This window comes from Pseudonocardia xishanensis (assembly GCF_039541715.1).
GTDB lineage: Bacteria > Actinomycetota > Actinomycetes > Mycobacteriales > Pseudonocardiaceae > Pseudonocardia > Pseudonocardia xishanensis.
Genome location: NZ_BAABGT010000079.1, coordinates 1 through 23,841, shown reverse-complemented (window position 1 = coordinate 23,841; position 23,841 = coordinate 1). Strand labels below are relative to the sequence as shown.

General features: G+C 74.1%; 27 protein-coding genes. 12 read left to right on the top strand and 15 right to left on the bottom strand.

Translation table 11 applies throughout. From position 1 onward, the window contains the following. Positions 1-19: 19 nt before the first annotated feature. Entirely contained in the window at positions 20-694 is a 675-nt protein-coding gene (locus tag ABD993_RS25845; RefSeq protein WP_345423758.1) for a GntR family transcriptional regulator, read from the top strand. A gap of 21 nt (positions 695-715) precedes the next feature. Beyond that, positions 716-2,056, top strand: coding sequence for an aldehyde dehydrogenase (NADP(+)) (locus tag ABD993_RS25840; protein ID WP_345423755.1), 1,341 nt, complete (start codon positions 716-718; stop codon positions 2,054-2,056). Positions 2,057-2,081: 25 nt separating this feature from the next. On the opposite strand, the gene ABD993_RS25835 is transcribed toward ABD993_RS25840, so the two are convergent. Further along, a complete protein-coding gene (locus ABD993_RS25835; RefSeq protein ID WP_345423752.1) occupies positions 2,082-2,504 on the bottom strand; it encodes a GlcG/HbpS family heme-binding protein in 423 nt (140 codons plus the stop codon). A 223-nt stretch (positions 2,505-2,727) separates the two neighbouring features. On the opposite strand from ABD993_RS25835, the gene ABD993_RS25830 reads away from it, so the two are divergent. The 7 genes from ABD993_RS25830 (at position 2,728) to ABD993_RS25800 (ending at position 8,566) form a co-directional block, all read left to right on the top strand. After that, entirely contained in the window at positions 2,728-3,483 is a 756-nt protein-coding gene (locus tag ABD993_RS25830) for an MIP/aquaporin family protein (protein ID WP_345423749.1), read from the top strand. Positions 3,484-3,598: 115 nt separating this feature from the next. After that, positions 3,599-4,027 (top strand): diol dehydratase small subunit, encoded by a 429-nt coding sequence (locus ABD993_RS25825; RefSeq protein WP_345423746.1) that lies wholly within the window; start codon positions 3,599-3,601, stop codon positions 4,025-4,027. Then, the gene (locus ABD993_RS25820; protein WP_345423743.1) at positions 4,024-5,715 is read left to right on the top strand and encodes a propanediol/glycerol family dehydratase large subunit; all 1,692 of its coding nucleotides are present in this window, start codon (positions 4,024-4,026) and stop codon (positions 5,713-5,715) included. Before ABD993_RS25825 ends, ABD993_RS25820 begins: the two co-directional genes overlap by 4 nt. Then, on the top strand, positions 5,715-6,290 hold the full coding sequence (locus tag ABD993_RS25815) for a propanediol/glycerol family dehydratase medium subunit (RefSeq protein WP_345423740.1): 576 nt from the start codon (positions 5,715-5,717) through the stop codon (positions 6,288-6,290). The genes ABD993_RS25820 and ABD993_RS25815 overlap by 1 nt, the downstream gene beginning before the upstream one ends. Before the next feature lie 28 nt (positions 6,291-6,318). Beyond that, entirely contained in the window at positions 6,319-8,106 is a 1,788-nt protein-coding gene (locus tag ABD993_RS25810) for a diol dehydratase reactivase subunit alpha (RefSeq protein WP_345423737.1), read from the top strand. Then, a complete protein-coding gene (locus ABD993_RS25805) occupies positions 8,103-8,249 on the top strand; it encodes a hypothetical protein (RefSeq protein ID WP_345423734.1) in 147 nt (48 codons plus the stop codon). The genes ABD993_RS25810 and ABD993_RS25805 overlap by 4 nt, the downstream gene beginning before the upstream one ends. After that, a complete protein-coding gene (locus ABD993_RS25800; RefSeq protein ID WP_345423731.1) occupies positions 8,246-8,566 on the top strand; it encodes a glycerol dehydratase reactivase beta/small subunit family protein in 321 nt (106 codons plus the stop codon). Before ABD993_RS25805 ends, ABD993_RS25800 begins: the two co-directional genes overlap by 4 nt. 39 nt (positions 8,567-8,605) lie before the next feature. Here ABD993_RS25800 and ABD993_RS25795 read toward each other — a convergent pair whose 3' ends face one another. Next, complete coding sequence (locus tag ABD993_RS25795; RefSeq protein ID WP_345423728.1) at positions 8,606-9,340, bottom strand: GntR family transcriptional regulator; 735 nt, start codon at positions 9,338-9,340, stop codon at positions 8,606-8,608. Positions 9,341-9,398: 58 nt separating this feature from the next. On the opposite strand from ABD993_RS25795, the gene ABD993_RS25790 reads away from it, so the two are divergent. Then, positions 9,399-9,986 carry a helix-turn-helix domain-containing protein gene (locus ABD993_RS25790; RefSeq protein WP_345423725.1) on the top strand — a complete coding sequence of 196 codons (588 nt, stop codon included), beginning with the start codon at positions 9,399-9,401 and terminating at the stop codon, positions 9,984-9,986. Continuing rightward, entirely contained in the window at positions 9,979-10,923 is a 945-nt protein-coding gene (locus ABD993_RS25785) for an AIR synthase related protein (RefSeq protein WP_345423723.1), read from the top strand. The genes ABD993_RS25790 and ABD993_RS25785 overlap by 8 nt, the downstream gene beginning before the upstream one ends. On the opposite strand, the gene ABD993_RS25780 is transcribed toward ABD993_RS25785, so the two are convergent. The 4 genes from ABD993_RS25780 to ABD993_RS25765 all read right to left on the bottom strand — a co-directional run bounded on the left by ABD993_RS25780 (position 10,909) and on the right by ABD993_RS25765 (position 14,677). Next, positions 10,909-12,144: an acyl-CoA dehydrogenase family protein gene (locus tag ABD993_RS25780; protein ID WP_345423720.1), complete on the bottom strand. Its 1,236-nt coding sequence runs from the start codon at positions 12,142-12,144 to the stop codon at positions 10,909-10,911. The two genes, ABD993_RS25785 and ABD993_RS25780, sit on opposite strands and share 15 nt — an antisense overlap. Before the next feature lie 10 nt (positions 12,145-12,154). Beyond that, positions 12,155-13,123 (bottom strand): AraC-like ligand-binding domain-containing protein, encoded by a 969-nt coding sequence (locus ABD993_RS25775; protein WP_345423716.1) that lies wholly within the window; start codon positions 13,121-13,123, stop codon positions 12,155-12,157. Between the two features lie 55 nt (positions 13,124-13,178). Continuing rightward, positions 13,179-13,550: a hypothetical protein gene (locus ABD993_RS25770; protein WP_345423713.1), complete on the bottom strand. Its 372-nt coding sequence runs from the start codon at positions 13,548-13,550 to the stop codon at positions 13,179-13,181. Positions 13,551-13,651: 101 nt separating this feature from the next. Continuing rightward, a complete protein-coding gene (locus ABD993_RS25765; protein WP_345423710.1) occupies positions 13,652-14,677 on the bottom strand; it encodes a 6-phosphofructokinase in 1,026 nt (341 codons plus the stop codon). Positions 14,678-14,758: 81 nt separating this feature from the next. Here ABD993_RS25765 and ABD993_RS25760 point away from each other — a divergent pair, with 81 nt between their 5' ends. Beyond that, the gene (locus ABD993_RS25760; protein WP_345423707.1) at positions 14,759-15,184 is read left to right on the top strand and encodes a hypothetical protein; all 426 of its coding nucleotides are present in this window, start codon (positions 14,759-14,761) and stop codon (positions 15,182-15,184) included. 13 nt (positions 15,185-15,197) lie between these two features. On the opposite strand, the gene ABD993_RS25755 is transcribed toward ABD993_RS25760, so the two are convergent. The 9 genes from ABD993_RS25755 to ABD993_RS25715 form a co-directional block, all read right to left on the bottom strand. Continuing rightward, complete coding sequence (locus ABD993_RS25755) at positions 15,198-16,022, bottom strand: VldE C-terminal domain-containing protein (protein ID WP_345423704.1); 825 nt, start codon at positions 16,020-16,022, stop codon at positions 15,198-15,200. 163 nt (positions 16,023-16,185) lie between these two features. After that, the gene (locus ABD993_RS25750; RefSeq protein WP_345423701.1) at positions 16,186-17,136 is read right to left on the bottom strand and encodes a VldE C-terminal domain-containing protein; all 951 of its coding nucleotides are present in this window, start codon (positions 17,134-17,136) and stop codon (positions 16,186-16,188) included. A 619-nt stretch (positions 17,137-17,755) separates the two neighbouring features. After that, positions 17,756-17,950, bottom strand: a complete 195-nt coding sequence (locus ABD993_RS25745; protein ID WP_345423698.1) for a hypothetical protein — start codon at positions 17,948-17,950, stop codon at positions 17,756-17,758. Positions 17,951-18,414: 464 nt separating this feature from the next. Beyond that, positions 18,415-19,083: a class I SAM-dependent methyltransferase gene (locus ABD993_RS25740; protein WP_345423695.1), complete on the bottom strand. Its 669-nt coding sequence runs from the start codon at positions 19,081-19,083 to the stop codon at positions 18,415-18,417. A gap of 13 nt (positions 19,084-19,096) precedes the next feature. Beyond that, positions 19,097-20,083, bottom strand: a complete 987-nt coding sequence (locus ABD993_RS25735) for an NAD(P)/FAD-dependent oxidoreductase (protein ID WP_345423692.1) — start codon at positions 20,081-20,083, stop codon at positions 19,097-19,099. Positions 20,084-20,142: 59 nt separating this feature from the next. Next, a complete protein-coding gene (locus ABD993_RS25730) occupies positions 20,143-20,688 on the bottom strand; it encodes a DinB family protein (RefSeq protein ID WP_345423689.1) in 546 nt (181 codons plus the stop codon). Then, the gene (locus tag ABD993_RS25725; RefSeq protein ID WP_345423686.1) at positions 20,685-22,199 is read right to left on the bottom strand and encodes a lipopolysaccharide biosynthesis protein; all 1,515 of its coding nucleotides are present in this window, start codon (positions 22,197-22,199) and stop codon (positions 20,685-20,687) included. Before ABD993_RS25725 ends, ABD993_RS25730 begins: the two co-directional genes overlap by 4 nt. Further along, on the bottom strand, positions 22,196-23,401 hold the full coding sequence (locus ABD993_RS25720) for a hypothetical protein (RefSeq protein ID WP_345423683.1): 1,206 nt from the start codon (positions 23,399-23,401) through the stop codon (positions 22,196-22,198). Before ABD993_RS25720 ends, ABD993_RS25725 begins: the two co-directional genes overlap by 4 nt. Positions 23,402-23,627: 226 nt before the next feature. Then, the coding region (locus ABD993_RS25715) for a hypothetical protein (protein WP_345423680.1) at positions 23,628-23,841 on the bottom strand (214 nt) is incomplete at its 5' end.

Sequence of the window (23,841 nt, the reverse complement as noted above, 5' to 3'; positions counted from 1 at the left end):
CACATCTGTGGGGGAAGCCGTGGCCGCCAAGGCAGCGTTGATGGTCGACTCGATCGCGGACCAGCTGTACCGGATCCTCGTCGAGCGGATCACCACCGGCGCGTTCGCGCCGGGCTCCCGACTGGACCCGCAGGCGGTGGCGGACGAGTTCGGGGTGTCCCGCACCCCGGTGCGGGACGCGCTGGCCCGCCTCGAGCACGACCAGCTGATCGAGACCCGGCCGCGCTCCGGCACGTTCGTCGCGCGGCCCGGGGTCTCGGACGTCCACGAGGTCTGCCAGCTGCGCAAGGGCATCGAGTGGGTGGCGACGGGGCTCGCCGCCGCGGTGATGCCCGCCGCGCAGATCGCCGACCTGCGGGCCGAGGCCGTGGCGGCGGCCGAGGCCGTGGAGAAGGGCGACTTCGAGCCCTTCTTCGACAGCGACGTCCGCATCCACCGCGAGATCGTCGCCGCCACCGGCAACGAGCGGCTGGTCAGGGCGCGCAGCTCGGTCGAGCCGTTCGTGGCCTGGCTGCGCATCCTCGGCGCCACCGGACCCCACCGCGCGAAGGGCTCGACGGCCCGCCACCTGCAGATCCTCGACGCGATGGCGGCGCGGGACGTCGCGGCCGCCCAGGAAGCCGCTGCCGTCCACCTCGACGAGGTCGAGGAGTGGACGGTCGCGGACATGGACTCGAACGCGATCTCCACCTAGAGATCGCTGGAGGTACACCGCATGACACCGGAGAACGCCCTGGCCGGTGCGGCTGCGGCCGCACGCGCCTTCGGGCGCACCTCACCCACCGACCGCGCGGCGCGGCTGCGCGCGGCCGCCGACGCCCTCGACGCCGCCGCGGCGGAGCTCGTCCCGCTCGCGATGAGCGAGAGCCACCTCGCGGAGGGCAGGCTGACCGGCGAGCTCGGCCGCACCACGTTCCAGGCACGGCTGTTCGCCGAGCGCCTGGAGCAGGGCACCCTGCTCGACGTCCGGATCGACCCGGCCGACCCGGAGTGGGGGATGGGTCCGCGCCCGGACATCCGCCGCACCCAGGTCCCGATCGGGCCGGTGCTGGTGTTCGCGGCGAGCAACTTCCCGTTCGCGTTCTCGGTCTTCGGCGGGGACACCGTCTCGGCGCTGGCCGCGGGCTGCCCGGTCGTCGTCAAGGCGCACCCCGGGCACCCGGAGCTGTCCCGACGGACCGCCGCGCTCGTGGCGCCGCACTTCCCCGAGGGGGTCGTCGCACTGATCGAGGGCGAGGCCGAGGGGGCGGCGGCGGTGCAGGACCCGCGGATCAGGGCCGTCGGCTTCACCGGCTCGACGGCGGGTGGCCGAGCCCTGTTCGACCTCGCGGCCCGGCGCCCCGACCCGATCCCCTTCTACGGCGAGCTCGGCTCCACCAACCCCGTCGTCGTGACGCCGGCGGGCTGGGCCGCGCGGTCGACCGAGATCGCCACCGGGTTCGCCGGGTCGGTCACGCTCGGCGCCGGTCAGTTCTGCACCAACCCCGGCGTGGTGCTGGTGCCCGACGCGGACGCGTTCCTCGCCGCGGTCCCGGAGCTGACCGCGCACGCGATGCTCAACGAGCGCATCGAGGCGGGCTACCGCAAGGCCGCCACGGAGATGGCGGGCGCCACGGCGGTCGCGCGCGGGGAGCTGGACGGCGGACCCGTGCTGTTCCGGGCGGCGGCGCGGGAGGTTCTGGACCGGCCCGAGCTGCTGGAGCAGGAGGTCTTCGGGCCCGCGGCGCTGATCGTCGAGTACTCCGACGTCGCCGAGGCCCTGCAGGTGCTCGACGCCCTCGAGGGCCAGCTCACCGGGACCGTGCAGGGCGCCCCGGCCGACCCGGACGCCGCCGCGCTGCTCACCCGGCTCGCCGAGCACGTCGGCCGGGTGATCTGGAACGAGTGGCCCACCGGGGTCACGGTCTCCGACGCCCAGCAGCACGGTGGCCCCTACCCGGCCTCGACCGCACCGCTCACCACCTCGGTGGGGACCGCCGCGGCCGCCCGCTGGCTGCGCCCGGTCGCGTTCCAGAACGTCCCGGAGCCGCTCCTCCCCGCGGAGCTACGGGGCTGAGACCGCGTGCGCGGTGGGCCGTCGCTCACCGCGCACGGGCTCGGGAGCGCTTCAGCGCCGCCACCGCCGCCTCCGCCACCACCGTGTCCTGCTCGACGGACCCTGCGCTGACCCCCACCGCGCCGACGATCTCGCCGTCGCGTTCCACGGGGATGCCGCCGCCGAAGATGACGAGACCACCGGAGAGCTGCTCGAGGCCGTAGAGCTCGGCACCGGGCTGGACGAGCGCGGTCAGCGCGCCGGTGGGGGCGGCCATGAGGATCGACGTGACCGCCTTGCGCTGCGAGATGTCGATGCTCGCCCGGATCGCGCCGTCCTGGCGGGCGAAGGCCAGCAGGTGCCCGCCCGCGTCGACGACGGCGACGTTCATCGGCTGGCCGATCTCGTCCGCCTTCTTCAGGCCTGCGGCCAACGCCTTCTGCGCCTCGGCCAGTGTCAACCCACTCATCGTCGAGTCCTTCCCGTCCGCCCGTCCCGTCCCGCTCCACCCAACCGGACGGGACGGGGGGTCCACAGCTCCGCATTGGGTCAGGTCGTCCCTCCCTGCCGGGTGAGTTGCGCACCTGCGCATGAGGTGGGACTTCCGGGGCGAGCCCTTGTCCCGCAGTGGGTCCGATGAGGATCGTCCCCGCCGGGTCGTGTGCGCGGTCCCGGACGAGGAGGTCCATCCGATGACGGCAGGGTCGATCGTGCTGTACGAGGGGCTGGGCACCGCGGTGCTCATCCTGCTGGGCGCCGGTGTCGTGGCGAACGTCGTGCTGCGGCCGACGTTCGGCACCGGCGCGGGCTGGTTGATGATCACCTTCGGCTGGGGGTTCGCGGTGTTCGCGGGCGCGAGCATCGCCGAGCCCTCCGGGGCGCACCTGAACCCGGCGGTGACGATCGGGCTCGCGGTCGCGGGCGCCACCGAGTGGGCGATGGTGCCCTTCTACCTGATCGGCCAGTTCGCGGGTGCCTTCGTCGGTGCCTGCCTGGCGTGGCTCGCCTACAAGGCGAACTTCGACCGCAACGTGGAGGAGGACCCCGAGGGCAACCGCGACACCCGCGGCATCTTCTGCACCGGCCCCGCCGTCGCGCGGTCGGGCTGGAACGTCGTCACGGAGATCGTCGCGACGTTCGTGCTGGTGTTCTGGATCCTGTCCAACCCGGTGGCGCAGGCTCCGGACGGCTCCGGCGTCCCCCAGTTCGGCAACGGCGCCCTCGGCTACGCGGCGGTCGCGTTCGTCGTCATCGGGATCGGCTGCTCGCTCGGCGGACCGACCGGCTACGCCATCAACCCGGCCCGTGACCTCGGTCCCCGCATCGCCTACGCGCTCCTGCCGATCAAGGGCAAGGGCAGCCCGGAGTGGGGTTACTCGTGGGTGCCGGTCGTCGGCCCGATCGTCGGCGCGGTGCTCGCCGGCCTGCTCGGCCTGGGCGTCGCGTGACCTCCCCGGGAGGTGAGCGACCGTTCGGGTCACGCCCACGCCACGGGGTTCCGCGCACCTGCGCAGCTACGCAACGGTTGGTACGTCCTGCCGCGACACACGAGAGGTGCAACGCATGACCACAGATCTGGGACCGGGTGACTACCCACTCTCGGTGAACCGTCAGGACCTCCTCCGCACCCCCACCGGCAAGCCGCTCTCCGCGCTGACGATGGACGCCGTCGTCGCCGGGGAGATCACCGCCGAGGACCTGCGGATCGCCCCGGAGACCCTGCAGCTGCAGGCCACGCTGGCCGAGTCGGTGCACCGCCGCCAGCTCGCGCAGAACCTCCGGCGGGCGGCCGAGCTCACCGCGGTGCCCGACGCCGAGGTGCTCGCCATGTACAACGCCCTGCGCCCCCGGGCGTCGAGCCGGGACCAGCTGATCACGATCGCCGAGAACCTGGAGAGCAAGTACCACGCGCCGGTCTGCGGCGCCCTGGTGCGCGAGGCCGCCGAGGTCTACGAGCGCCGTGATCTGCTCGCCCGCGAGGAGGACCGATGACCACCGCCGAACGCCGGTCCAAGCGGACCGAGGTGCTGGAGGCCCGTCCCGTCAACCTCGACGGGTTCGTCGAGGAGTGGCCCGAGAAGGGCCTCGTCGCGATGGAGTCGGACTTCGACCCGCAGCCCAGCGTGCGCGTCGAGGACGGCCGGATCGTCGAGCTCGACGGCCGCGCCCGCGCGGACTTCGACTTCATGGACACCTTCATCGCCGACCACGCCATCGACGTGGACACCGCGGAGGAGGTCAACGCGATCCCGTCCATCGAGATCGCGCGGATGCTCGTCGACCCGCGCTCCTCGCGGGACGAGGTGATCGCCGTCGGCCGGGGCCTGACGCCCGCGAAGATCCTCGACGTCGTCAAGCTGATGAACGTCGTCGAGATCATGATGGCGATGCAGAAGATGCGGGCCCGCCGCACCCCCGCCAACCAGGCGCACTCCACCAGCGCGAAGGACAACCCGATCCAGGTCGCGGCCGACGCGGCGGAGGGTGCGCTGCGCGGGTTCGCGGAGCTGGAGACCACCCTCGGCGTCGTCCGGTACGCGCCGCTCGTGGCGATCGCGCTGCAGGTCGGCGGCCAGGTCGGGCGGGGCGGCGTGCTCACCCAGTGCGCCCTGGAGGAGGCCACCGAGCTCGAGCTCGGCATGCGCGGGATCACCGCCTACGCCGAGACGATCTCGGTGTACGGCACCGAGTCCGTGTTCGTCGACGGCGACGACACGCCCTGGTCCAAGACGTTCCTGGCCGGCGCGTACGCCTCCCGTGGGATCAAGATGCGGTTCACCTCGGGCACCGGGTCGGAGGTGCAGATGGGCAACGCCGAGGGCCGCTCGATGCTGTACCTGGAGATCCGCTGCATCCTCATGGCGCGTGGCGCGGGGGTCCAGGGCCTGCAGAACGGGTCCATCTCCTGCATCGGCGTCCCGGGCGCGGTGCCCGGCGGGATCCGGGCGGTGGCGGCGGAGAACCTGATCGCCAGCTGGATGGACCTGGAGTGCGCCTCCGGCAACGACCAGTCGTTCTCGCACTCGTCCATGCGTCGGGTGAGCCGCGCGCTGCCGCAGCTGCTGCCGGGGACGGACTTCGTGTGCTCCGGCTACTCCGGGGTGCCCAACGCGGACAACATGTTCGCCGGGTCCAACTTCGACACCGAGGACTACGACGACTGGAACACCATCCAGCGCGACCTCCAGGTCGACGGCGGCCTCCGGCACGTCCGCGAGACCGAGATCCTCCAGGTCCGGGAGAAGGCCGCCCGGGCGCTGCAGGCCGTGTTCGCCGAGCTCGACCTGCCGCCGATCACCGACGCCGAGGTGGAGGCCGCCGTCTACGCCCACGGCTCCGGGGACTACCCGGACCGGGACGTGCTGGAGGACCTCAAGGGTGCCCAGTCGGTGATGGACCGCGGCGTCACCGGGCTCGACCTGGTGAAGGCGTTGGAGCGCAGCGGTTTCCACGACGTCGCCGAGAACCTGCTGACCGTCTTGCGCCAGCGCGTCTCCGGCGACCTGCTGCAGACCTCGGCGATCCTCACCGCCGACTTCGTCCCGCTGTCGGCGATCAACGACGCGAACGACTACGGCGGCCCCGGCTCCGGGTACCGCCTGGAGGGCGAGCGGTGGGAGCAGCTCAAGAAGCTGCGCCACGTCACGAGCGCCGAGAACCCCGAGACGGAGGTGTCGTGATGACCGCTCCCGCGACCACCCGCACGCTGACCCTGAAGGAGGTGGGCCCGGCGCAGCGGGGCTCGCGGCCGGACGAGGTGGTCATCGCCGTCTCGCCCGCGTTCGCCGATCCCTTCACCAAGACGATCGTGGAGGTGCCGCACGCCGAGGTGATCCGGCAGATCCTGGCCGGCATCGAGGAGCAGGGCGTGCACGCCCGGATGGTCAAGGTGTGGGACACGGCGGACCTCGCGGCGGTCGCGCACATCGGGGCGCGGCTGTCCGGCTCGGGCATCTCGGTCGGACTGCTGTCCCGCGGGACCACGATGATCCACCAGCGGGACCTGCCGCGGCTGTCCAACCTGGAGCTGTTCCCGCAGTCCCCGCTGCTCGACGCCGAGGTGTTCCGGCTCATCGGGTCCAACGCCGCCCAGTACGCCAAGGGCGAGTCACCCGCCCCGGTGCCCACCCGGAACGACCAGATGGCCCGCCCGCGCTGGCAGGCCAAGGCCGCGCTGCTGCACCTCAAGGAGTACGAGTGCATCGTGGCGGGGCGCAGGCCGGTCGAGGTCGAGCCGGTCATCTCCCGGCCGTGAGCCTGCGAACGGCGCATCGGAACAGCGCATGATCGTCGTCGGTGTCGACATCGGCAACTCCACGACGGAGGCCTGCGTGGCCTCCGTCGTGGAGGGCCGGGTCGAGTACGCGGGCACCGCGCTCACCCGCACGACCGGGGTGAAGGGCACCCCGGACAACACCGAGGGCGCGGTGACCGCCGTGCGCCGCGCACTGGAGCGGGCCGGTGGTCGCGCCCCGGACCTGGTGCTGCTCAACGAGGCCACCCCGGTCATCTCCGGCCTGGCCATGGAGACGATCTCCGAGACGATCATCACCGAGTCCACGATGATCGGGCACAACCCCGCGACCCCGGGCGGTGCGGGGACCGGTGTCGGCACCACGGTGGCGGTCGACGCCCTGGCCTCCGCCGAGGGACCGGCCATCGTCGTGGTCCCGGCGGGCTGGGACTTCGACGACGTGGCGGCGGAGATCAACGCGGCGTCCTGCGAGGTGGTCGCGGCCGTGTTGGCGAACGACGACGCCGTGCTCGTCTGCAACCGGCTGCGCACCCCGATCCCGGTGGTCGACGAGGTCGGGGCGGTCGAGAAGGTGCCGCTCGGGATGCTCGCGGCGGTGGAGGTCGCGCCGCCCGGCCGCACCATCCGCACCCTGTCGGACTCCTACGGGCTGGCGTCGGTGTTCGGCCTGGACCCCGACCAGACCCGCCAGGTCTCCCCGGTGGCGCGGGCGCTGACCGGGAACCGTTCGGCCGTCGTCGTCCGCACGCCGAGCGGGGACGTGACCGACCGGCGCATCCCCGTCGGCACGCTGACGCTGACGGGTGCGGGGAGGACCCAGCGCGTCGACGTCGACGCGGGGGCCGAGGAGATCATGGCGACGCTGGCCCGCGTCCAGCCGCTCGACGACGCGACCGGCGAGCCCGGTACCCACGTCGGCGGGATGTTGGCGCAGGTCCGGGACACCATGACCGACGTGACCGGCAGGCCCGCGGCGGAGATCCGCATCCGGGACGTCCTCGCCGTGGACACCGTGGTGCCGAACGAGGTGCGCGGCGGGCTCGCAGGCGAGGTGGCGCTGGAGAACGCCGTCGCGCTGGCGGCGATGGTCCGCACCTCCCGGTCGCGCATGCAGGTCGTCGCCGACCAGGTCGCCGCCGTGCTGGGCTGCCGGGCCGAGATCGGCGGGATCGAGGGCGAGATGGCCGTGCGCGGCGCGCTCACCACCCCCGGCACCGCCGTCCCGATCGCCGTGCTGGACCTCGGCGGCGGCTCCACGGACGCGGCCCTGCTCACCGCGGAGGGATCGTCGGCGGTGCACGTCGCGGGGGCGGGCGAGCTGGTCACCAAGCTGATCGACTCCGAGCTGGCGCTCGACGACCGGGAGCAGGCCGAGGCCGTCAAGCGGCACCCGCTGGCGAAGGTGGAGAGCTTCTTCCACGTCCGGCACGAGGACGGGACCGTGCAGTTCTTCTCCGAGCCGCTGCCCTCGCACGTGTTCGCGCGGGTGGTGACGATGACGCCCGAGGGCCCGGCACCCGTCGCGACGCGCTCCACGGTGGACCACGTGCGCCGGGTCCGCCGCGAGGCCAAGCGGAAGGTCTTCGCGGTCAACGCCCTGCGGGCGCTGCGCCAGGTCGCCCCCGGCGGCTCGCTGCGGTCGCTGGACTTCGTGGTGCTGCTCGGTGGCTCGGCGTTGGACTTCGAGATCCCCGAGCTGATCGCCGACGCCCTCGCCCCGCACGGCGTGGTCTGCGGTATCGGCAACGTCCACGGCACCGAAGGCCCCCGCAACGCGGTCGCGAGCGGCCTGGTGGACGCCTGGGCATCCCGATGAGCCCCCGCGAGTTCGACACCCGAGCCCGCGAGTTCGACACAGCGGCCCCCGAGTCCCACACCACGGCTCGCGAGTCCGTCCCCACGGTCCGCGAGCCCGACCCCGCGGTCCGTGAGTCCGGAGACGGGGTGCCGCGGTGGTGAGCGGCGTCGAGCCGCCCGCGATCGTGCTGCGGGGTGCGGTCGGTGCGGACGTGCTGCGTCAGGTGTGTGCGGGTGCCGAGGAGGAGGGCGTGCCGGTCGCCGTCGAGCAGGCGGAGGGCGACCCGGTCGCGCTGGCCCACGCCGCGGCCCTCGCCTCACCGCTGGAGGTGGGGATCGGCGTCGGCCGAGACGGCGCGGTCGCCGTCCACCACGCGAGCCTCCGGGCCGACCGCCCCGTGGAACGCATCGCGCCGGAGAACGCCCGCCGCGCAGGCCGCACCGCCGCCCGGATCGTCAAGATCCTCCCGCTCGACTGAGCGTTCCTGCGGGTGACGGCAGCGTCGCCGGTGATGCGGTCACGGGTCGGCGAAGAGGGCCGGGTCGCCCGGGAGGGCGGCGACGGCCCTGCGGAGCTGCTCGTGGTGCTCGGTCGCCTCGGTCAGGAGCGCCGCGGCGTCGCCTGCCTCGAAGGCCGCGAGCATCCCGGCGTGGTCGGCGTGCAGGCCGGCGCGGCCCTCGTCCGAGAGCTGGGACATCGGCCGGTAGGGCTCGGTGACGTTCCAGGCGGACTCGAGCATGCCCTGCAGGCGCCGCATCCGGGCGGGGGCGACGAGCGCGAGGTGGAACCGGCGCGACGCCCGGTGGTAGCCGGGCACGTCCCCCTCCTCGAGGGCCCGGCCGAGCGCCTCGTGCGCGGCGCGGGCCTCCTCGTGGTCCGCGGGGGTGGCCAGCGGGAGCGCCGCCGCGAGCGCGGCCTGCTCCAGCACCCCGCGCACGACGTAGAGCTCCGCGAGCTCGGCCATGGTGATCCGGGCGACCGTGTAGCCGCCGCGCGGGCGGTGGTCCACCAGGCCCTCGCCGACCAGCGTCTTCAGGGCCTCGCGGACGGGGATCGGGCTGATCCCGAGGACCTGGGCGATCTCGTCGAGCGGGATGGGCATGCCGGGGGTCGCCTCGCCGGAGAGGATCACGCCGCGCAGCTCGTCGACCACACCGTCCGTCCCGGTGCCCCGCACCAGCCTGCGCGCGAACGCCGACGGGGGCCGCGAGGGCCGGTACGGCCGCGACCGGGGCGTTTCCTGGGGGGACACCGGGCCTCCGGGGATCAGGAGTGTCCACCATAGGTGGACGCCGTCTAGGATGCTCAACGTGAGCACGCCGACCTGGGAGCCGATCGTGGACGCGATCGGGCCGAAGGTGCGCGCCGCGCGCAGCCGGTTGGGGCTGTCCCTCCAGCAGCTCGCGGTCCGCGCCGACGTCTCCGCGGCGGCCGTGCACAAGGTCGAACGTGGGGACATGGTGCCCACGATCACCACGTTGCTCAAGCTCGCGGGCGCCCTCGGCCAGCCCGTGTCGGCCTTCGTGGACGACACCGGGGCCGAGCCGCCCGCCGCCGTGCACGTGAAGGCGAAGGACCGGCTGCCCGCGCCGCGGGACTGGGTCCCGGGTGCGCTGGGGGTGCGGGCGGAGGGCCGCGCCGCGCCGTCGGACGCGTTGCGCGCGGCGGCGGTGGACGTCGTCGTCGAGCCGGGCGGGAGCAGCGGGGACACCCGCCCGCGGCGCCCCGGCGAAGAGCTGGTCCTCGTCCACGAGGGCGTGCTGACCGTCGAGGTGGCGGGGGAGACCTACGAGGTGGAGGCGGGCGACACGGTGCACTACCCCACGGACCGGGGCCATGCCTGGCACAACGCGGGCGACACGGCGGTGCACGCGACGTGGGTGATCCTGCGTGGGTGAGACGCTCGGCGAGATCGCGGCGGCCTGCCTCGCCAACCCCGGGCTCGCGGCCAAGGCCGAGATCGCGGTGGTCGGCGAGGTGTTCGGGGACACGGACTGGGAGTCCGGCCCCGGGGACGACGGCGCGGTCGTCGGGGATGGCGTGATCGCCTGCGGCGAGGCGCTGTTCCCGCCGTTCGTCGCCGCGGACCCGCACGGGGCGGGGTTCGCCGCCGTGCTCGCGAACGTCAACGACGTCGCCGCCATGGGCGGGGTGCCGCTCGGGATCGTGGACACCGTGGTCGCGTCGGAGGCGGTGGCGCGCAAGGCACTGGCCGGGATGCGCGAGGCCGCGGAGCTCTACGACGTGCCGATCGTCGGCGGGCACCTGACGCTGCACGAGGGCGACCCGGCGATCTCCGCGTTCGCGGTGGGGCGGTCCGGGGCGCCGTTGTCGGTCACCCGGGCCGCACCGGGACAGTCGCTGGTCGTCGCCGCGGCGCTGGACGGGCGGATGCGCGAGGACTTCCCGTTCTTCCCCGCCTTCGAGTCCCGCGGCAGGCGCAGCGCGGGGGACATCCGGCTGCTCAGCACCCTGGCGGAGGCCGGGACCGTGGTGGCGGCCAAGGACATCAGCATGGCCGGGCTCGTCGGCTCGCTGGCCATGCTGCTCGAACCGAGCTCGCTCGGGGTCACGGTGGACGTCACCGCGGTGCCCGCGCCCGCCGGGGTGCCGCTGGTCCGCTGGTTCACCTGCTTCCCCAGCTTCGGCTTCCTGCTCTGCGTGCCCGCCGGGCGGGAGCCGGAGTGCCTGGCCGCCTTCGCCGAGCGGGACCTGGCCGCGGCCGTGGTCGGCACGCTGGACGACTCCGCGGTGCTGTCGCTGACCCGGGACGGGGAGACCGTGCAGGTCCTGGACCTGCAGGCCACCCCGGTCACCGGCCTACCGCATCCCTGAGGCCGCCAGCGGGTCGTAGCCGGGGCCGCGGAGGAGCTCCTGCAGCTGGCGACGGCGGACTCCGGTGTTGCTGCCCTCGATGACGGGGTAGGCCAGCGCGTCGTTGAGGTACCGCAGCAGCGGGAACGCGGTGTCGTAGGCCGTCACGCCGACGATCTTCACCAGGGAGGTGATCACGTCGACGGCGGTCTCGGAGCCGAACACCTTGGCGTGCAACGCCAGCTCCGGCCCGGCCGGGTCACCGGACAACGCGGCGTCGAGCGCCCGCCACGACAGCAACCGGACGGCCTCGATGCGGCCCTTGGCGTCGGCGAGGACGTCCGAGACGGCCTGGTGGGCGATGATCGGGTCGGCGCCGCCGCGGCGCTCGGTGGTGGCGAAGCGGAGGGCGACGTCGAAGGCCTGCCGCATCGCCGCCGTCGCGAAGGTGCCGATGGAGGCGCCGCTGGCCACGAACGCGTTGCGGGTCAGGGCCGGGCCCTGGCCCTCCGCGCCGATCAGGTTCTCCCTGGGGACACGGACCCCGTGCAGCCGGACGCGGGCGGTGAGACAGCCCGCGAGCCCGGGCAGGTCGAGGTACTCCTCCACCTCGATGTGGCCCGCGAGGTGCTCGCGCTCCGCCACGACCAGGGAGATGCCGCCGGGTGTGCGGCAGACGACCGTCATGATCTCGGGGCCGTCGCCGTCCCAACCGGGCAGGTGGGAGGCCCACTGCTTGCGGCCGTCGAGCACCCAGTGGTCGCCGTCCGGGCGGGCGACGGTGCGCGTGCCCTCGGCGGGCGGCGGGGCGTCGAAGTTGGCGCTGCCCTCCGGCTCGGAGTACGCCATCGCCGCGACCGGGGCGCCCGCGTCGGCCAGGAACGGCGCGACGAACCGGCGCACCTGCGCAGGCGTGCCCGCCTCGTAGACCGGGGCGAGTGCGATCAGCGGACCGGCCATCGAGATCACGAAGTCCGGGCTCTGCGCGGCCCACTCCTCGATCAGGATCGCGGCGTCCACCCCGCCGCCCCCGGCGCCCCCGAACGGTGCCGGGATCAGGCCCTTGAGGAACCCCGCGCCGACCGCCTTCTCGAACACCGGGCGGGCCAACAGCGCGCGGCGTCGGGGATCGGGCTCGGCGCGGACGGCGGCGGCGAGGTCTCGCAGGTGCTCGTCGGCGAACTGCCGCGCGGCCTGCTTGAGCTGCTCCTGGGCGGGCGAGAGGGTGAACGAGACGGACACGGGGCCTCCTTCAGGACGGGGCCCCAGCCTCCCCGCGCCGCTGCGCCCCGGTCTTGGCCCCGGGTGCGCCGATCCTGTGCCGTTCGCGCAGCTCGCGGGGCGCCATGCCGTACTCGCGGCGGAAGGCACGGCTGAACGCGGCCGGGTCCGGGTAGCCGTGCCGGGCCGCGATCGCGGTGATCCCCGCGGTCTCGGCGGGATCGGCGAACGCTCGCGCGCACTGCTCCAGCCGCAGCCGGCGCACGGTCGCGGCGAAGCTGGACTCGTGGCCCTCGAACGCCGAGTGCAGGGTCCGCGGCGAGATCGCGAAGCGCCGGCACACCGAGCGCACGGACAGGCCCGGATCGCCGAGACGGGCCGCCACGTGCCGCAGCACCGCGGCCCGCAGGTCGTCCGGGGCGGGGGCCGGGCCGCCGAGCACGGCACCGACCGCCGAGGCGAAGGACTGCTCCAGATCCGCCGACGGCCCGCTGTCGCCGAGCTGCCACAGCGCGTCCATCAGGGCCGTGACCACGTGCCCGGTCCCGCCGCTGCCGTCCATCGCGCGTCCCAGCGCGGGGGACTGCGGGCGGCCGCCGAGGTGCGCGTGCGGCACCCGGAAGGACAGCATCCGCCACGGCTCGTCGAACCGGAGATAGTAGGGCTCCGCGGTGTCCAGCAGCACGAACCGCCCGGGCTCGACGACGGACTCCACCCCGTTGTGCCGCACCCGGCACGAGCCCGCGAGCTGGAGGTTGACGAACACGTACTCGCCTGCCGACCGGCTGATCTCGCGCGGGCCGTGGGCGGTCAGCTGCGGGCGCGAGTCGATCCGGGCGCGGTTGACCGCCCCGAGCGCGCGGGTCTCCACCCGCGCCGCGAAGCCGGGCTCGGCAGCGGTGCGGGTCGGCGCGAGCGGGACGAAGGCCTGGCAGATGACCTCGCGCCAGTAGTCGAACTGCTCGCGCGTGGGGTGCCTGCTGATGTCCCAGACCGTCATCGCACCTCCCGCGGGGTGCGTCGAGGATGCTCCGCGAACGGGTCCTCGGGCAAGGTCAGGGCGCGAGGCGGAGGTGGCGCTCCGGGGCGGGGGCCAGCGTGGGGCAGATGCCGTCCCCCGAGGCCCTGACCAGCGGCACCGGCGCGGGACGGGCGCTGCGGCCCGCCATGTCCGCCGCCAGGAGGAAGATCCGCAGCACTCGGTCCGGGTCCTGCCAGCGGTGCATCCGGGCGAACTCCACCCATCGCGCGGGCGGGATCGTGGTCTCCTCGGGGTACTCGAGCTCGGCCCACGTCACCGCCGTCTCGAACAGCTCCAGGACGGCGTCCGCGTCCCGCTCCACGGCCAGCAGCCGGTCGTGGTGGGCGCGCCGGGGGTGGTCGGCCCGGCACTCCGCGGGACAGGCGAGCAGAGCGATGCGGTCCACGGCGGGCCTCCGATCCGACGGTGCGGGCGTCCGACCTCTTTCTAGGACGCGGACCGGCAGGATCGATGTCCGGATCATTACGCCCGGACTACGGAATGTTTCTAACCGAAGAACACCTCGGCCTCGGCGTAGAGCGCCGGATCCACGGTCTTGAGCTCCTTCGTGGCCTCCAGCAGCGGCACCATCACGATGTCGGTGCCCCGCAGTGCCGCCATCATGCCCCATTCCCCGGCCTGCACGGCGTCGATCGCGTGCAGCCCGAAGCGGGTGGCGAGCCAGCGGTCCCGGGCCGTGGGCGTCCCGCCCCGCTGGACGTGCCCGAGCACCGTGGTCCGTGCCTCCTTGCCGGTGCGCCGCTCGATCTCGTGCGCCAGCCAGTCCCCGACGCCGCCGAGCCGGGCGTGCCCGAACGCGTCCGTCTGTCCGCTCGTCAGCACGGCGGCACCGCCCTCGGGCACCGCGCCCTCGCTCACCACGATGATCGAGGCGTAGCGGTCCCGGAAGCGGCTCTCCACCCACGCTTCGACCCGGTCCATCGAGAACGGCTGCTCGGGGATCAGGATGGCGTTGGCGCCGCCCGCCATGCCGGCGTGCACCGCGATCCAGCCGGCGTGCCTGCCCATCACCTCGACGATCAGCACCCGGTGGTGGGACTCCGCTGTGGTGTGCAGCCGGTCGATCGCCTCCGTCGCGATGGACACGGCGGTGTCGAAGCCGAACGTGTAGTCCGTGCCGCCGAGGTCGTTGTCGATGGTCTTCGGCACCCCGACGACGTGCAGCCCCTCGTCGTGCAGCCGCGCGGCGACGCCGAGGGTGTCCTCCCCGCCGATCGCGACCAGTGCGTCGATCCGCAGCTCGGCGAGGCTGCGGCGGATCCGGTCGACGCCGTCCGCGGAGGCAAAGGGGTTGGTGCGGGAGGAGCCGAGGATGGTGCCGCCGCGGGGAAGCAGGCCACGGACGTCCGGGATGTCGAGCGGCTGGACGTCCGCCTCGAGCACGCCGCGCCAGCCGTCCCGGAACCCGACGAACTCGTGCCCGTACGCGGGCACCCCCTTGCGGACGATCGCCCGCAGCACGGCGTTGAGGCCGGGGCAGTCGCCCCCGCCGGTCAGGATCCCCACGCGCATGCGGCGCCTCCCAGTCCCTCGATGCGACCAGAATGTTAGTGCCGTCACACTGATGGTGGCCGTAGCGGGGTACCCGGCCGCATGGCCGATCTCGATCAGACCCACGCCCGCCCCGACGGCGCCACCGACGAGGACGTCGCCGCCACCGGCAAGCTCTCCGAGATGCTCGAACGCATCGAGCGCGCCCGCGGCGCCCTCTACGAGTTCCACCAGCTCATGGGGGGCGCCGACGCCATGCTCGACGACGTCGTGGACACCCTGCGCGCGGGCGGGCACCGCGAGTGGGCGGAGCGGATCAGCCGGGAGCTGGTGGGCCGCAACGCGATCGAGGGGCGGTGGAGCTTCCAGATCGTGGAGGAGTTCGACGACTCCTACTACGGCCCGCTCAAGGACACCGAGCGTGCGCTGCGCGAGGACCTGGTCGGCGGGCGCAGGCACGTGTTCGAGGCCGAGATGAAGGCGGAACGCCGCACGCACGGCCACTCGGCGCACTCGGCCACCCCGTAGCGTACGAGCAGCGTCAGGTGCAGAGGTCGGGGTCCGGGTCGCCTGCGCCTGCGCCGCGCTCGAAGCTGATGTGCACGTGGTCGAAGTGGTTCTCGGTCACGCCGCCGCGGTTCTCCATCCGCTCCCAGCCCGAGCCGTAGTTGATCCGCTGCTCCCAGATCACGTACGAGACGCCCAGCGCGGCGCGGTTGGCCAGCGCGCAGGCCGCGATGCGGTCGCCCTCGGCGCCGGAGGTCATGAGGTCGAGCGCCAGGCCGGTCGGGTGGTCGGAGACGCGGCCGCGCCCGGCGACGCCGATCAGGTCCGGCTCGTCGAACAGGCAGGACAGGAACCGCGCGGCCTCCCGGACGTGCGGCTTCACCGCGCCGATCGCCGAGAGGTCGGCGGCGCAGTTCACCCGGGCCTCGCGGGCGAGACGCTCCTCCTCGGCCCTGCGCGCCACCGTGTTCAGGTCGGCGGACTTGAGCAGCCGCGCGGCCGCGTCCATCGCGGGCGGGTCGCTCTGGTGGCGGACCGGGAGCACACCTGCGGCGAGCAGGGCGCCGTCGACCTCCAGGAACTCCGGCTCCTCGACGAGGTCCGTCGTCGCGGCCAGCTCGACCCGGACGGTCGACGCGGTGTCGGCTTCCGCGGGCAGCAGGGCGGCGACGGGGGCCGCCACGGCGAGGGCGCCGCTCGCGACGGCCGCGGCCGTCAGACCCCGGCGCAGCGCACAGTGCGTCGACCCGGACCGGGAGACGGTCGCCTGCGGGCCGCCGGCGACCGCGCCGAGACGGCGTCCGTCGACCGTCGCGGTGTCACCGGTCGCACCCGCGGCGGGGGAGCGGTGCCGCGACACGACCTGCCTTCTCGAACCGTCGGCCCGTGCGGAGTGCCTGGGGAGCGCCCGTCGGGGAACCGAGCCGCCGTGTTCGCGACCGAATGTAGCGGAGAGGTCACGAAACGTCCGATTCGCCTACGCGCCGTGAGATGTGCGTGTCGCGTGGCGCGGTGAACGGTCGTCAGCAGCGCGCGGGGGTGCCGCTCGGGGCCGAGCTGCGGAACGAGACGTGCACGTGGTCCTCGTGGTTCGCGGTGGGGCTGCCGCGGTCCTCCATGGGCTTCCAGCCCGAGCCGGTGTTGATCTGCTGGTCCCAGATCACGTAGCTGACACCGAGCTCCTGCATGTTGGCCAGGGCGCAGGCGGCGATCGAGTCACCGGTCGCCTGGTCGGAGGTCATGAAGTCCGCGGCGAGGCCGGAGGGGTGGTCCGAGGCGTTCCCGCGGCTGCCGACGCCCAGCACCTGTGGTCGGCCGAACTGGCAGCCGAGGAACTCCGCGGCGTCCGCGACCCAGGCCTTGACCGCACCCAGGCTGCTCGTACTCATCCCGCAGGAGGTGCTGCCCGAGCCCGCGCGCAGGGTCTGCCCGGACAGCGCGGCCTTCGCCCGCTCCTCGGCCGCGCGGGCCTCGTCCTCGGCGCGCCGCTGTTCCGCGACCGCGCGCTCGCCCGCGGTGCGAGCGGCGTCGGACAGGTAGGTCAGCGAGACGGCGGCGGGTGGGGTGACCTCCTCCGGGGAGCCGGCGAGGACCGCGGCCGACGGACCACCGGCGGCCGTGGCCTCGCGGGCCGTGGCGCCGAGTGCGGTGTCGCCGAGCGCGGTGTTGCCGAGCGCGGTGTTGCCGAGCGCGGTGTTGCCGAGCGCGGTGTTGCCGAGCGCGGTGTTGCCGAGCGCGGTGTTGCCGAGCGCGGTGCCGTCCAGCGAGGTGTCGCCGGGCGCCGAGGCGCCGGGTGCGGCGCTCGGCGACGTGCCGAACGCGGCGGCCGCGTCCTGCACCCCCGCGGCGAGCGGACCCGCCAACGGGGCGGCGGCGCCGAGGACGGAGACCACCCCGCCCGCGGCGAGGAGGACGGCGGTCCCGTGACGAACGGGACCGGGGATGGACCGGACCGCGTCCCCCGCCCGGGGCACGCGACGTCGTGGGGAGCTCGACGTCGCGGAGCGGGGGGACGCGGTGCGGCCTCGTGGGGAGCGATGCCGGGCCACTGCGACCTCTCTGTGTTCAGCTGTCGGACTCGACCGGTTCCGGTGCGATCAGGGGACTCGCGCGACCCCGGGGGAGCGGAGCTTCGGGGGCTCCAGGGTCGTTCGTGATCGTTCCGTGATCCGGTCGTGTCCGACGTTAGGGGCTTCCGACCCGGCCCGCTGGGCCGGGTTGCCCCTGCTGAGACGATCGGGAGGGGCGGAGCGGCGAGCGGCTCTCAGCATGGCGGCGGGTGACGGTGAGCGGCCGGACAGTGGCTCAGCGCACAGGGCGATGTCCGCTCGGCGCGTCGGAGTGTGCGGCGGCAAGAACGGTTGCGCCGAAGGGGGCATCCGGTGGCCGTCGAGGCTGAGCCGTCCGGCGTAGCGGAGCCGTCCGGCGTAGCGGAGCCGGGCGCGCCGGAGAGCGGGCGGCGCCGAGGGGCGAGCCTGCGAGAGGGTGTGCTGATCACTCTCGTCGACGATCAGCAGCCTCTGCGCCGGCGCCACGGGGCGGAGACGACGAAGGGCCGCCTCGCGGGGCGAGGCGGCCCTTCGGTCGAATCGGTCAGACGCGGTTGCGGTGGCGGCCGCCGAGCGTGCCGGGCAGCCCGCCGCGTTGGATGTACTGCGCCTCCTCCGCCACCTCGCGGGCGGCGCAGGGCCACGGGGCGGCGATGCCGGACGCCTCGCGACATTCGCGGCAGTAACCGAACTGGTCGGGGGAGTGCTGCGCGAGCGTGCGCTGCAGCAGATCGGGCATGGCGGACAAGATGGATGCGAGTGCCACGGGGCGGTCACCTCCTGGGAGCGTGCCCAGAAGGTAGTGCTCCGACTACGTGTGGTGACAGCAGGGGTCGTTGCGAACCGGTTAACGGACACCTGCGATCGGCGTACGGGAGCGTCCGCCGTTCACCCGTCCGTGAGCGGTCGCGCACGTCCCCCACGCCGCCTCGTCCCACGGTTCCGCTGATCGTCTCCGGGCTCCTGGTGAGCCGGATGTCGGCAGGTGCACCGCCTCGCGCGGTCGCGAGGGGCGGCGCCGCGCGCGGCGAGCCGTCGTGCCCGGGCCGCCGGGACGGTCGGGGGCCCGGGACTCGCCGGGCGGCACGACCACGAGCGGTCCGGAAGCCGGCGGGGGACCACCTGATCGTGGTCACTCGGAGCAACGAAGATCGGCAATCCTGTGAACTGAGTCACAGCGATCGGGGACGCCGCCGGCGGGGGTCAGGCGCGGCGGCGGGCGTGCAGGACCGCGTCGTGCGCGGTGACCGGCTCGCCGTCCATGCCGATGAGCTGGCGGGGCCGCGTGTCGGCGGCGAGGACCTCCCAGGACCCGGGGTCCAGCCGCGCGGCGACGTCCTCGGCGGTGAACAGCATCTCCTCGACCGGCGGGCGACCGATCTCGGGCTTGTCCAGGTCCGTGGGGTGGTGCCCCACCACGACCAGGTGCCCGCCCGGCGCGACCGCCGCCGCGAGGCGGGTGACCAGCGGCCCGAAGACCTCCGGCGGCTGGTGCATGAACTGCGAGTTCACCAGGTCGTAGGCACCCCGGGGCGGGGCCCAGTCGCGGACGTCCGCCTGCTCGGTCGTGACCTGCACCCCCGCCTCGGCGGCGTGCTCGGCGATCCGCTTGAGCGCCATCGCCGAGAAGTCGACGGCCGTGACCGCCCAGCCCCGCCGGGCCAGCCAGACGGCGTCCGCCCCCTCACCCGCGCCGACGTCCAGCGCTCGGCCGGGCTCGACGTCGTCGATCTCCGCGACCAGCTGGGGGTTCGGGAACCCGCTCCACACGAGCTCCTCGCCGCCGTAGCGCTCGTCCCAGGCGGGCGCCTCGAGCATCGCCCGGACCTCGTCCGCCGTCATCGGCCGCCCGTGCCCGTGTCCGTGTTCCATGACCGCCATCCTGCTAGAGGTCCCGGGTGCCGGCGACCAGGGCCTGCACCTCGCGCTCGGACGCGGCGGAGAACACCCGTCGGCGCTCGACCGCCGCGCGGGTCTCCTCCATCACGAGCTCCGCGTTGATCATCGCGCCCGCCCGCATCCCCGCCGCGGCGGACACCACGACCTGGGCGGACACGTCGGCGAGGTTGCCCGCCACATAGACCCCGGCCACCGCGGTGGCGCCCGTCGGGTTCGCGGGCACGTGCGAGCCCATCACCCTGCCCATCATCTCGACGGGCTCCGCGGCGAGCCCCAGGCCGGCCAGTACGCCGTCGTTCGCGGTGAACCGCGGCGCGACGACCAGCACGTCCCGGTCGACCACCCGGCCGGACGCGAGCCGCACCCCTGTGAGCCGGTCGGCCTCGACCCGCAGGCCGGTCACCTCGCCGTCGACGACCGCGATCCCGCGGGCCGCCAGCTGCTCCCACTCCTCGGCGGTCGGCTCGTCCCCGGTGTGGAGGAAGAGCGTGACGTCGTCGCTGAGCTGGGCGAACAGCAGTGCCTGGTGCATGCCGTTCCCGGTCGAGAGCACGCCGATCGCCCGTCCGCGCACCTCGTAGCCGTGGCAGTACGGGCAGTGCAGCACGTCCTCGCCCCACCGCTCGGCGAGGCCGGGGACCTCCGGCAGCTCGTCGGTCAGCCCCGTCGTGACGAGCAGCTTGCGCGCGGTGACGGTCCGGTCCGACAGCTCCACCCGGAAGCCCGGCGCGAGCGACCGCACCCGGTCCCGCACGAACTCCACCCCGTACGCCTCGGCCTCCGCGCGGCCCGCCGCGAACAGCTCCGCGGGCGGGACGCCCTCCCGGCCGAGGTAATTGTGGACCCCGGCCGCGGGCGCGTTGCGGGGTTCGCCCGCGTCCACCACCAGCACCGAGCGCAGGCTCCGCGCCAACGCCACCGCACCACTCAGTCCGGCGGCCCCGCCGCCGATCACCACCACGTCGTAATCCATGCGGCCGACTCTGCGCCCGGTCACGCGAACATGGCAAGTCAGCTTGCTGGTTCGGCAAGTCAGGTGTGGCGGTCCGCCTCGGCCTGCAGCCGCGCGCGGTAGGTCTCCCAGGAGAAGTCGGCGGGGAGGTTGGCGACCTGCGGGAGCATGCCCGCGGCACCGTCGAGCAGCTCGCGCAGGATGTCCGCGTGCCCGCAGTGCCGGTGGAGCTCCGCGGTCATGTGGATCGCGATCCGCCCGAGCGTGACCTCCGGCTCGGGCCACCAGGACACGTGCGCCGGATGGTCCAGGGGCAGCTCGCGCAGCGCGGTCTCGGCGTCCGCGACCGCGGTCGCGTACCAGTCCAGGACCTCCGCCCGGGTCTCGCCGGGGGCCGCCCACATGTCGTCGTTCGGCTCGGCGGAGTCCCACGGGAGGACCGTGGGGCGGCCGAGCACCTCGCCGAAGTAGCCCGACGTCGTGAGCGCCACGTGCTTGACCAGCCCGAGCAGGTTGGTGCCGGTGGGGGTGAGCGGACGCCGGACCTGGTGGTCGGAGAGCCCGTCCAGCTTCCAGGGCAGCGCCTCCCATCCCCGCTGCAGGTAGCGGGTCGGGTCGGCCCTCACGCCGCGACCGGCTTCCGCCCGCCCCGCAGGCTGAGCACGACCGCGAGCTCGGCGGCGAACCTCCTACGCAGCAGGGCCAGCACGGCCCCGGCGGCGACCGCCGCGGCCACCCCGCCGACGACGAGGGTGAGCAGGTCCGATCCGACGGGCCGGACGACCGCCGCGGCCCCCCAGACGGCGAGCGCGACCGCGACGACCGCGGGCACGTGCTTGAGGTACATCCGCAGCACGGCGCCCATGAGGCCCGGCGACACCCGGGCGGAGAAGTGCAGCATGACCAGGAAGTGCAGCACGATCGCCACCGACGCGCCGACCGCGACGCCGTTCACCCCCCAGAACCGCGCTCCGACCAGCGTGAACACCACGACCTCGACCGCGTAGAGCCACTGCCGCCAGGCCGCCCGGTACACCGCGCCGGTCGCGCGGGTGAGCGAGGTGCTGATCTTGTAGGACGTCCGCGGGAGCAGCACCAGCGCGAACACCTGCACGGGCAGGACGACCGCGCCCCACTGCGCGCCGAGGAGCACGTGCACGACCTCGGGGGCCAGCACGAACAGCAGGACGGCGGCGGGTGCCGTGGCGAGGGTGACCAGGCTGGAGGTCCGGACATAGGCCGCACGCAGGCGCTCGCCGTCGTCTCGCACGCGGGCCATGGCGGGGAACAGGGCCTTGTCCGCGGCGCCTCCGATGACGTTCGCGGGCTCGTTGAGCAGGTTGTAGGCGCGGGTGTAGACGCCGAGCGGGGCGGTGCCGAGCACGTTCGCCACGACCAGGTTGTCCGCATTGAGCGCGAACCAGTTGCCGAGCTGGGTCAAGGAGTAGCCGGAGCCGAAGTTCAGCATCGGGCGCAGCCGGGACCAGGCGGTCCGGTCGAGCCGCACACTCGGCCGGGCCAGCGCGAGGTACCCGACCGCCTTCACCGCGGCCGCGGCCACCTCCGCCCAGGCGAGCGCGGCGGGGCCGAGTCCGGTCAGCGCGAGCACCACGCTCACGCCGATCAGCGCCGGTCCGGCGGCGAGCAGGTCGACCGTGGCCATCGGGCGGAAGCGCAGCTCGCGTTGCAGCAGGCCGGTGGGTACCGCGATCGCCCCCGCGAGGACCAGCGCGAGGGACAGCAGGGGGAGCAGCGTGGCGTCCGCGGGCAGGCCGACCAGGCCGTTCAGCACGGGGGCGAGCGTGGCCAGCAGGACCGCCATGACCACCGAGAGCGCCATCGAGAACCAGAACGCGGCGGCGACGTCCCGGTCGGTCAGCTCGCGTCGGTGGACGAGCGCGGCAGCCACCCCGAGCTGGGTGACCAGCTGCGTCAGGCCGACGACGAGCAGCGCGGCGGCGACGGAGCCGAACTCCTCCGGCGTGAGCAGCCGGGCCAGCACGATCGTCGCGAGGATCTGCAGCACGGCCTGCCCGACCGAGCCGGTGAACGCCCAGGCGAACCCGCGGGCGGTGCGGGCGGTGAGGTTCCGCCGGGGCGCGACCGTGGGCAGGGGCCGGGTGGGGTCCTCGGTCATCGGTCCCCGCGCAGCGCCGGATGCACCCGTCCGGCCACGCCGAGCGCCGCGGACCAGGCCAGCTGGGTGGCGACCCGGCGGGGGGCCTCCCGACGACGGCCGGTCGCGAGCAGCTGGGACCGCCGGAGCCCGCAGACGGCCGGATGGAACACGGAGTTGCCCACGCCCTTCGTCAGCACGAGGTCGGGTAGGCCGTCACCCACCCGCCGGAGGGCCTGCGGCACCCCGCGCAGACTCCAGCAGTCCTCCCATTCCGGCTGCGGCGCGGGGTACTCCAGGACGAACTCGAGATCGAGGACCTTGAGCCCGGCGCGGGGGTCGGAGACGAGGTTGTGCGGCGACAGGTCGAGCACGTACCGACCGCGCTCGTGCAGGTCGCGGACGAAGCGGACCAGCGAGCGGACCACGTGCGGGCGCAGCTGCGCGAGCTCGCCGGGCAGCCTGCGGACGACGTGCGCTCCGGTGTCGGTGTAGAAGGGCGTGAGCAGCCAGTTGTCGCCGTGGGCGAGCAGCTCGGGGACCTCGGGGAGGTCGTCGAACTCGGTCCGGGCACGCAGCTCGCGGCGGAACGAGTCGGTCGCGCCCGGCCGGAAGATCTTGCAGACGCTGCGGCCGAACACCGGGTGCTCCACGAGTGCGACCCGCGACCGGAACCCCGGCGCCTCCCCGCCGAGCATCGTCACGAGCGGGAACGGGATCGCGCAGACGGCGGCGAGCGCTTGGACCCGGGGGAGGAGCCGAGCCTGGATGTCGAGGTCGCCGAGGGTCTCGAGGTAGTCGAGCGCCTGTTGCGGGCCCGCGGAGACGTGGACCGGGGAGTAGTGCTGCTTCGGCGGCACCCCGCGGAGCACACGCTTCTCCGTGAAGTCGAGGACGTCCGCGATCCGCTGCGCGACCGCCCGCACCCCCGTCGCGCCCGCGGGCGGAGCGACATCGCAGGCCACGACCATCGCGAACGGCCGCCCGCCGCGCCGGGTGTCCCAGCCCGCGGGGATCGCCGTCCGGGCGGCTCGCCGCTGCTGCGCGTCGAGCACCACGACGTCCAGGATCTCCAGCCCGCGCGCGATGCCGGCCACCGCCTCGTCGAGCAGGTGCGCCGCGGCCTCCCGGACCACGAACACCGCCAGCCCGCGCCAGGCGGGGATCTCGGTCCCCGTCGTCCGGAGTCCGCGGGACGGTGTTGCCGTGTGGTCGAGCGACACGAGGATCCCCCATTCGGCCTAAGAACGGGGGAATCCTATTGGCTGGGTGAAATGCGGATGAAGGAAGGGCGGACTTCTGGGGCCGCGAGGGTGACTCGAAGGTGGTTCCCGACGGGCTCAGGTCGCCGGAACGGCCGCGACGGCGCCGCGGACGTCGCCGTTCACCGGGTGCGGCACCGGGAGTGCCGTGGCGGTCGACGCTGCGGCCCCGGACGCGGGTGAGCGGTCAGGCCGGGTGGATGTGGAGTCGCTCGATCCGGTCGCCGCGGAAGGTCAGCCCGAAGACCAGGGTCACGGGGCTGCCGGGGAAGGCGCCGCTGATCTCGGCGACGGCGTCCTGCCGGTCGCCGACGGCCTCGACGCCGCGGACCGCGTAGGTCAGGCGGATTCCATCGGTCGTTGCGAATCTCCAGGATGGGAGATTCGAATGCCGCGGTTCG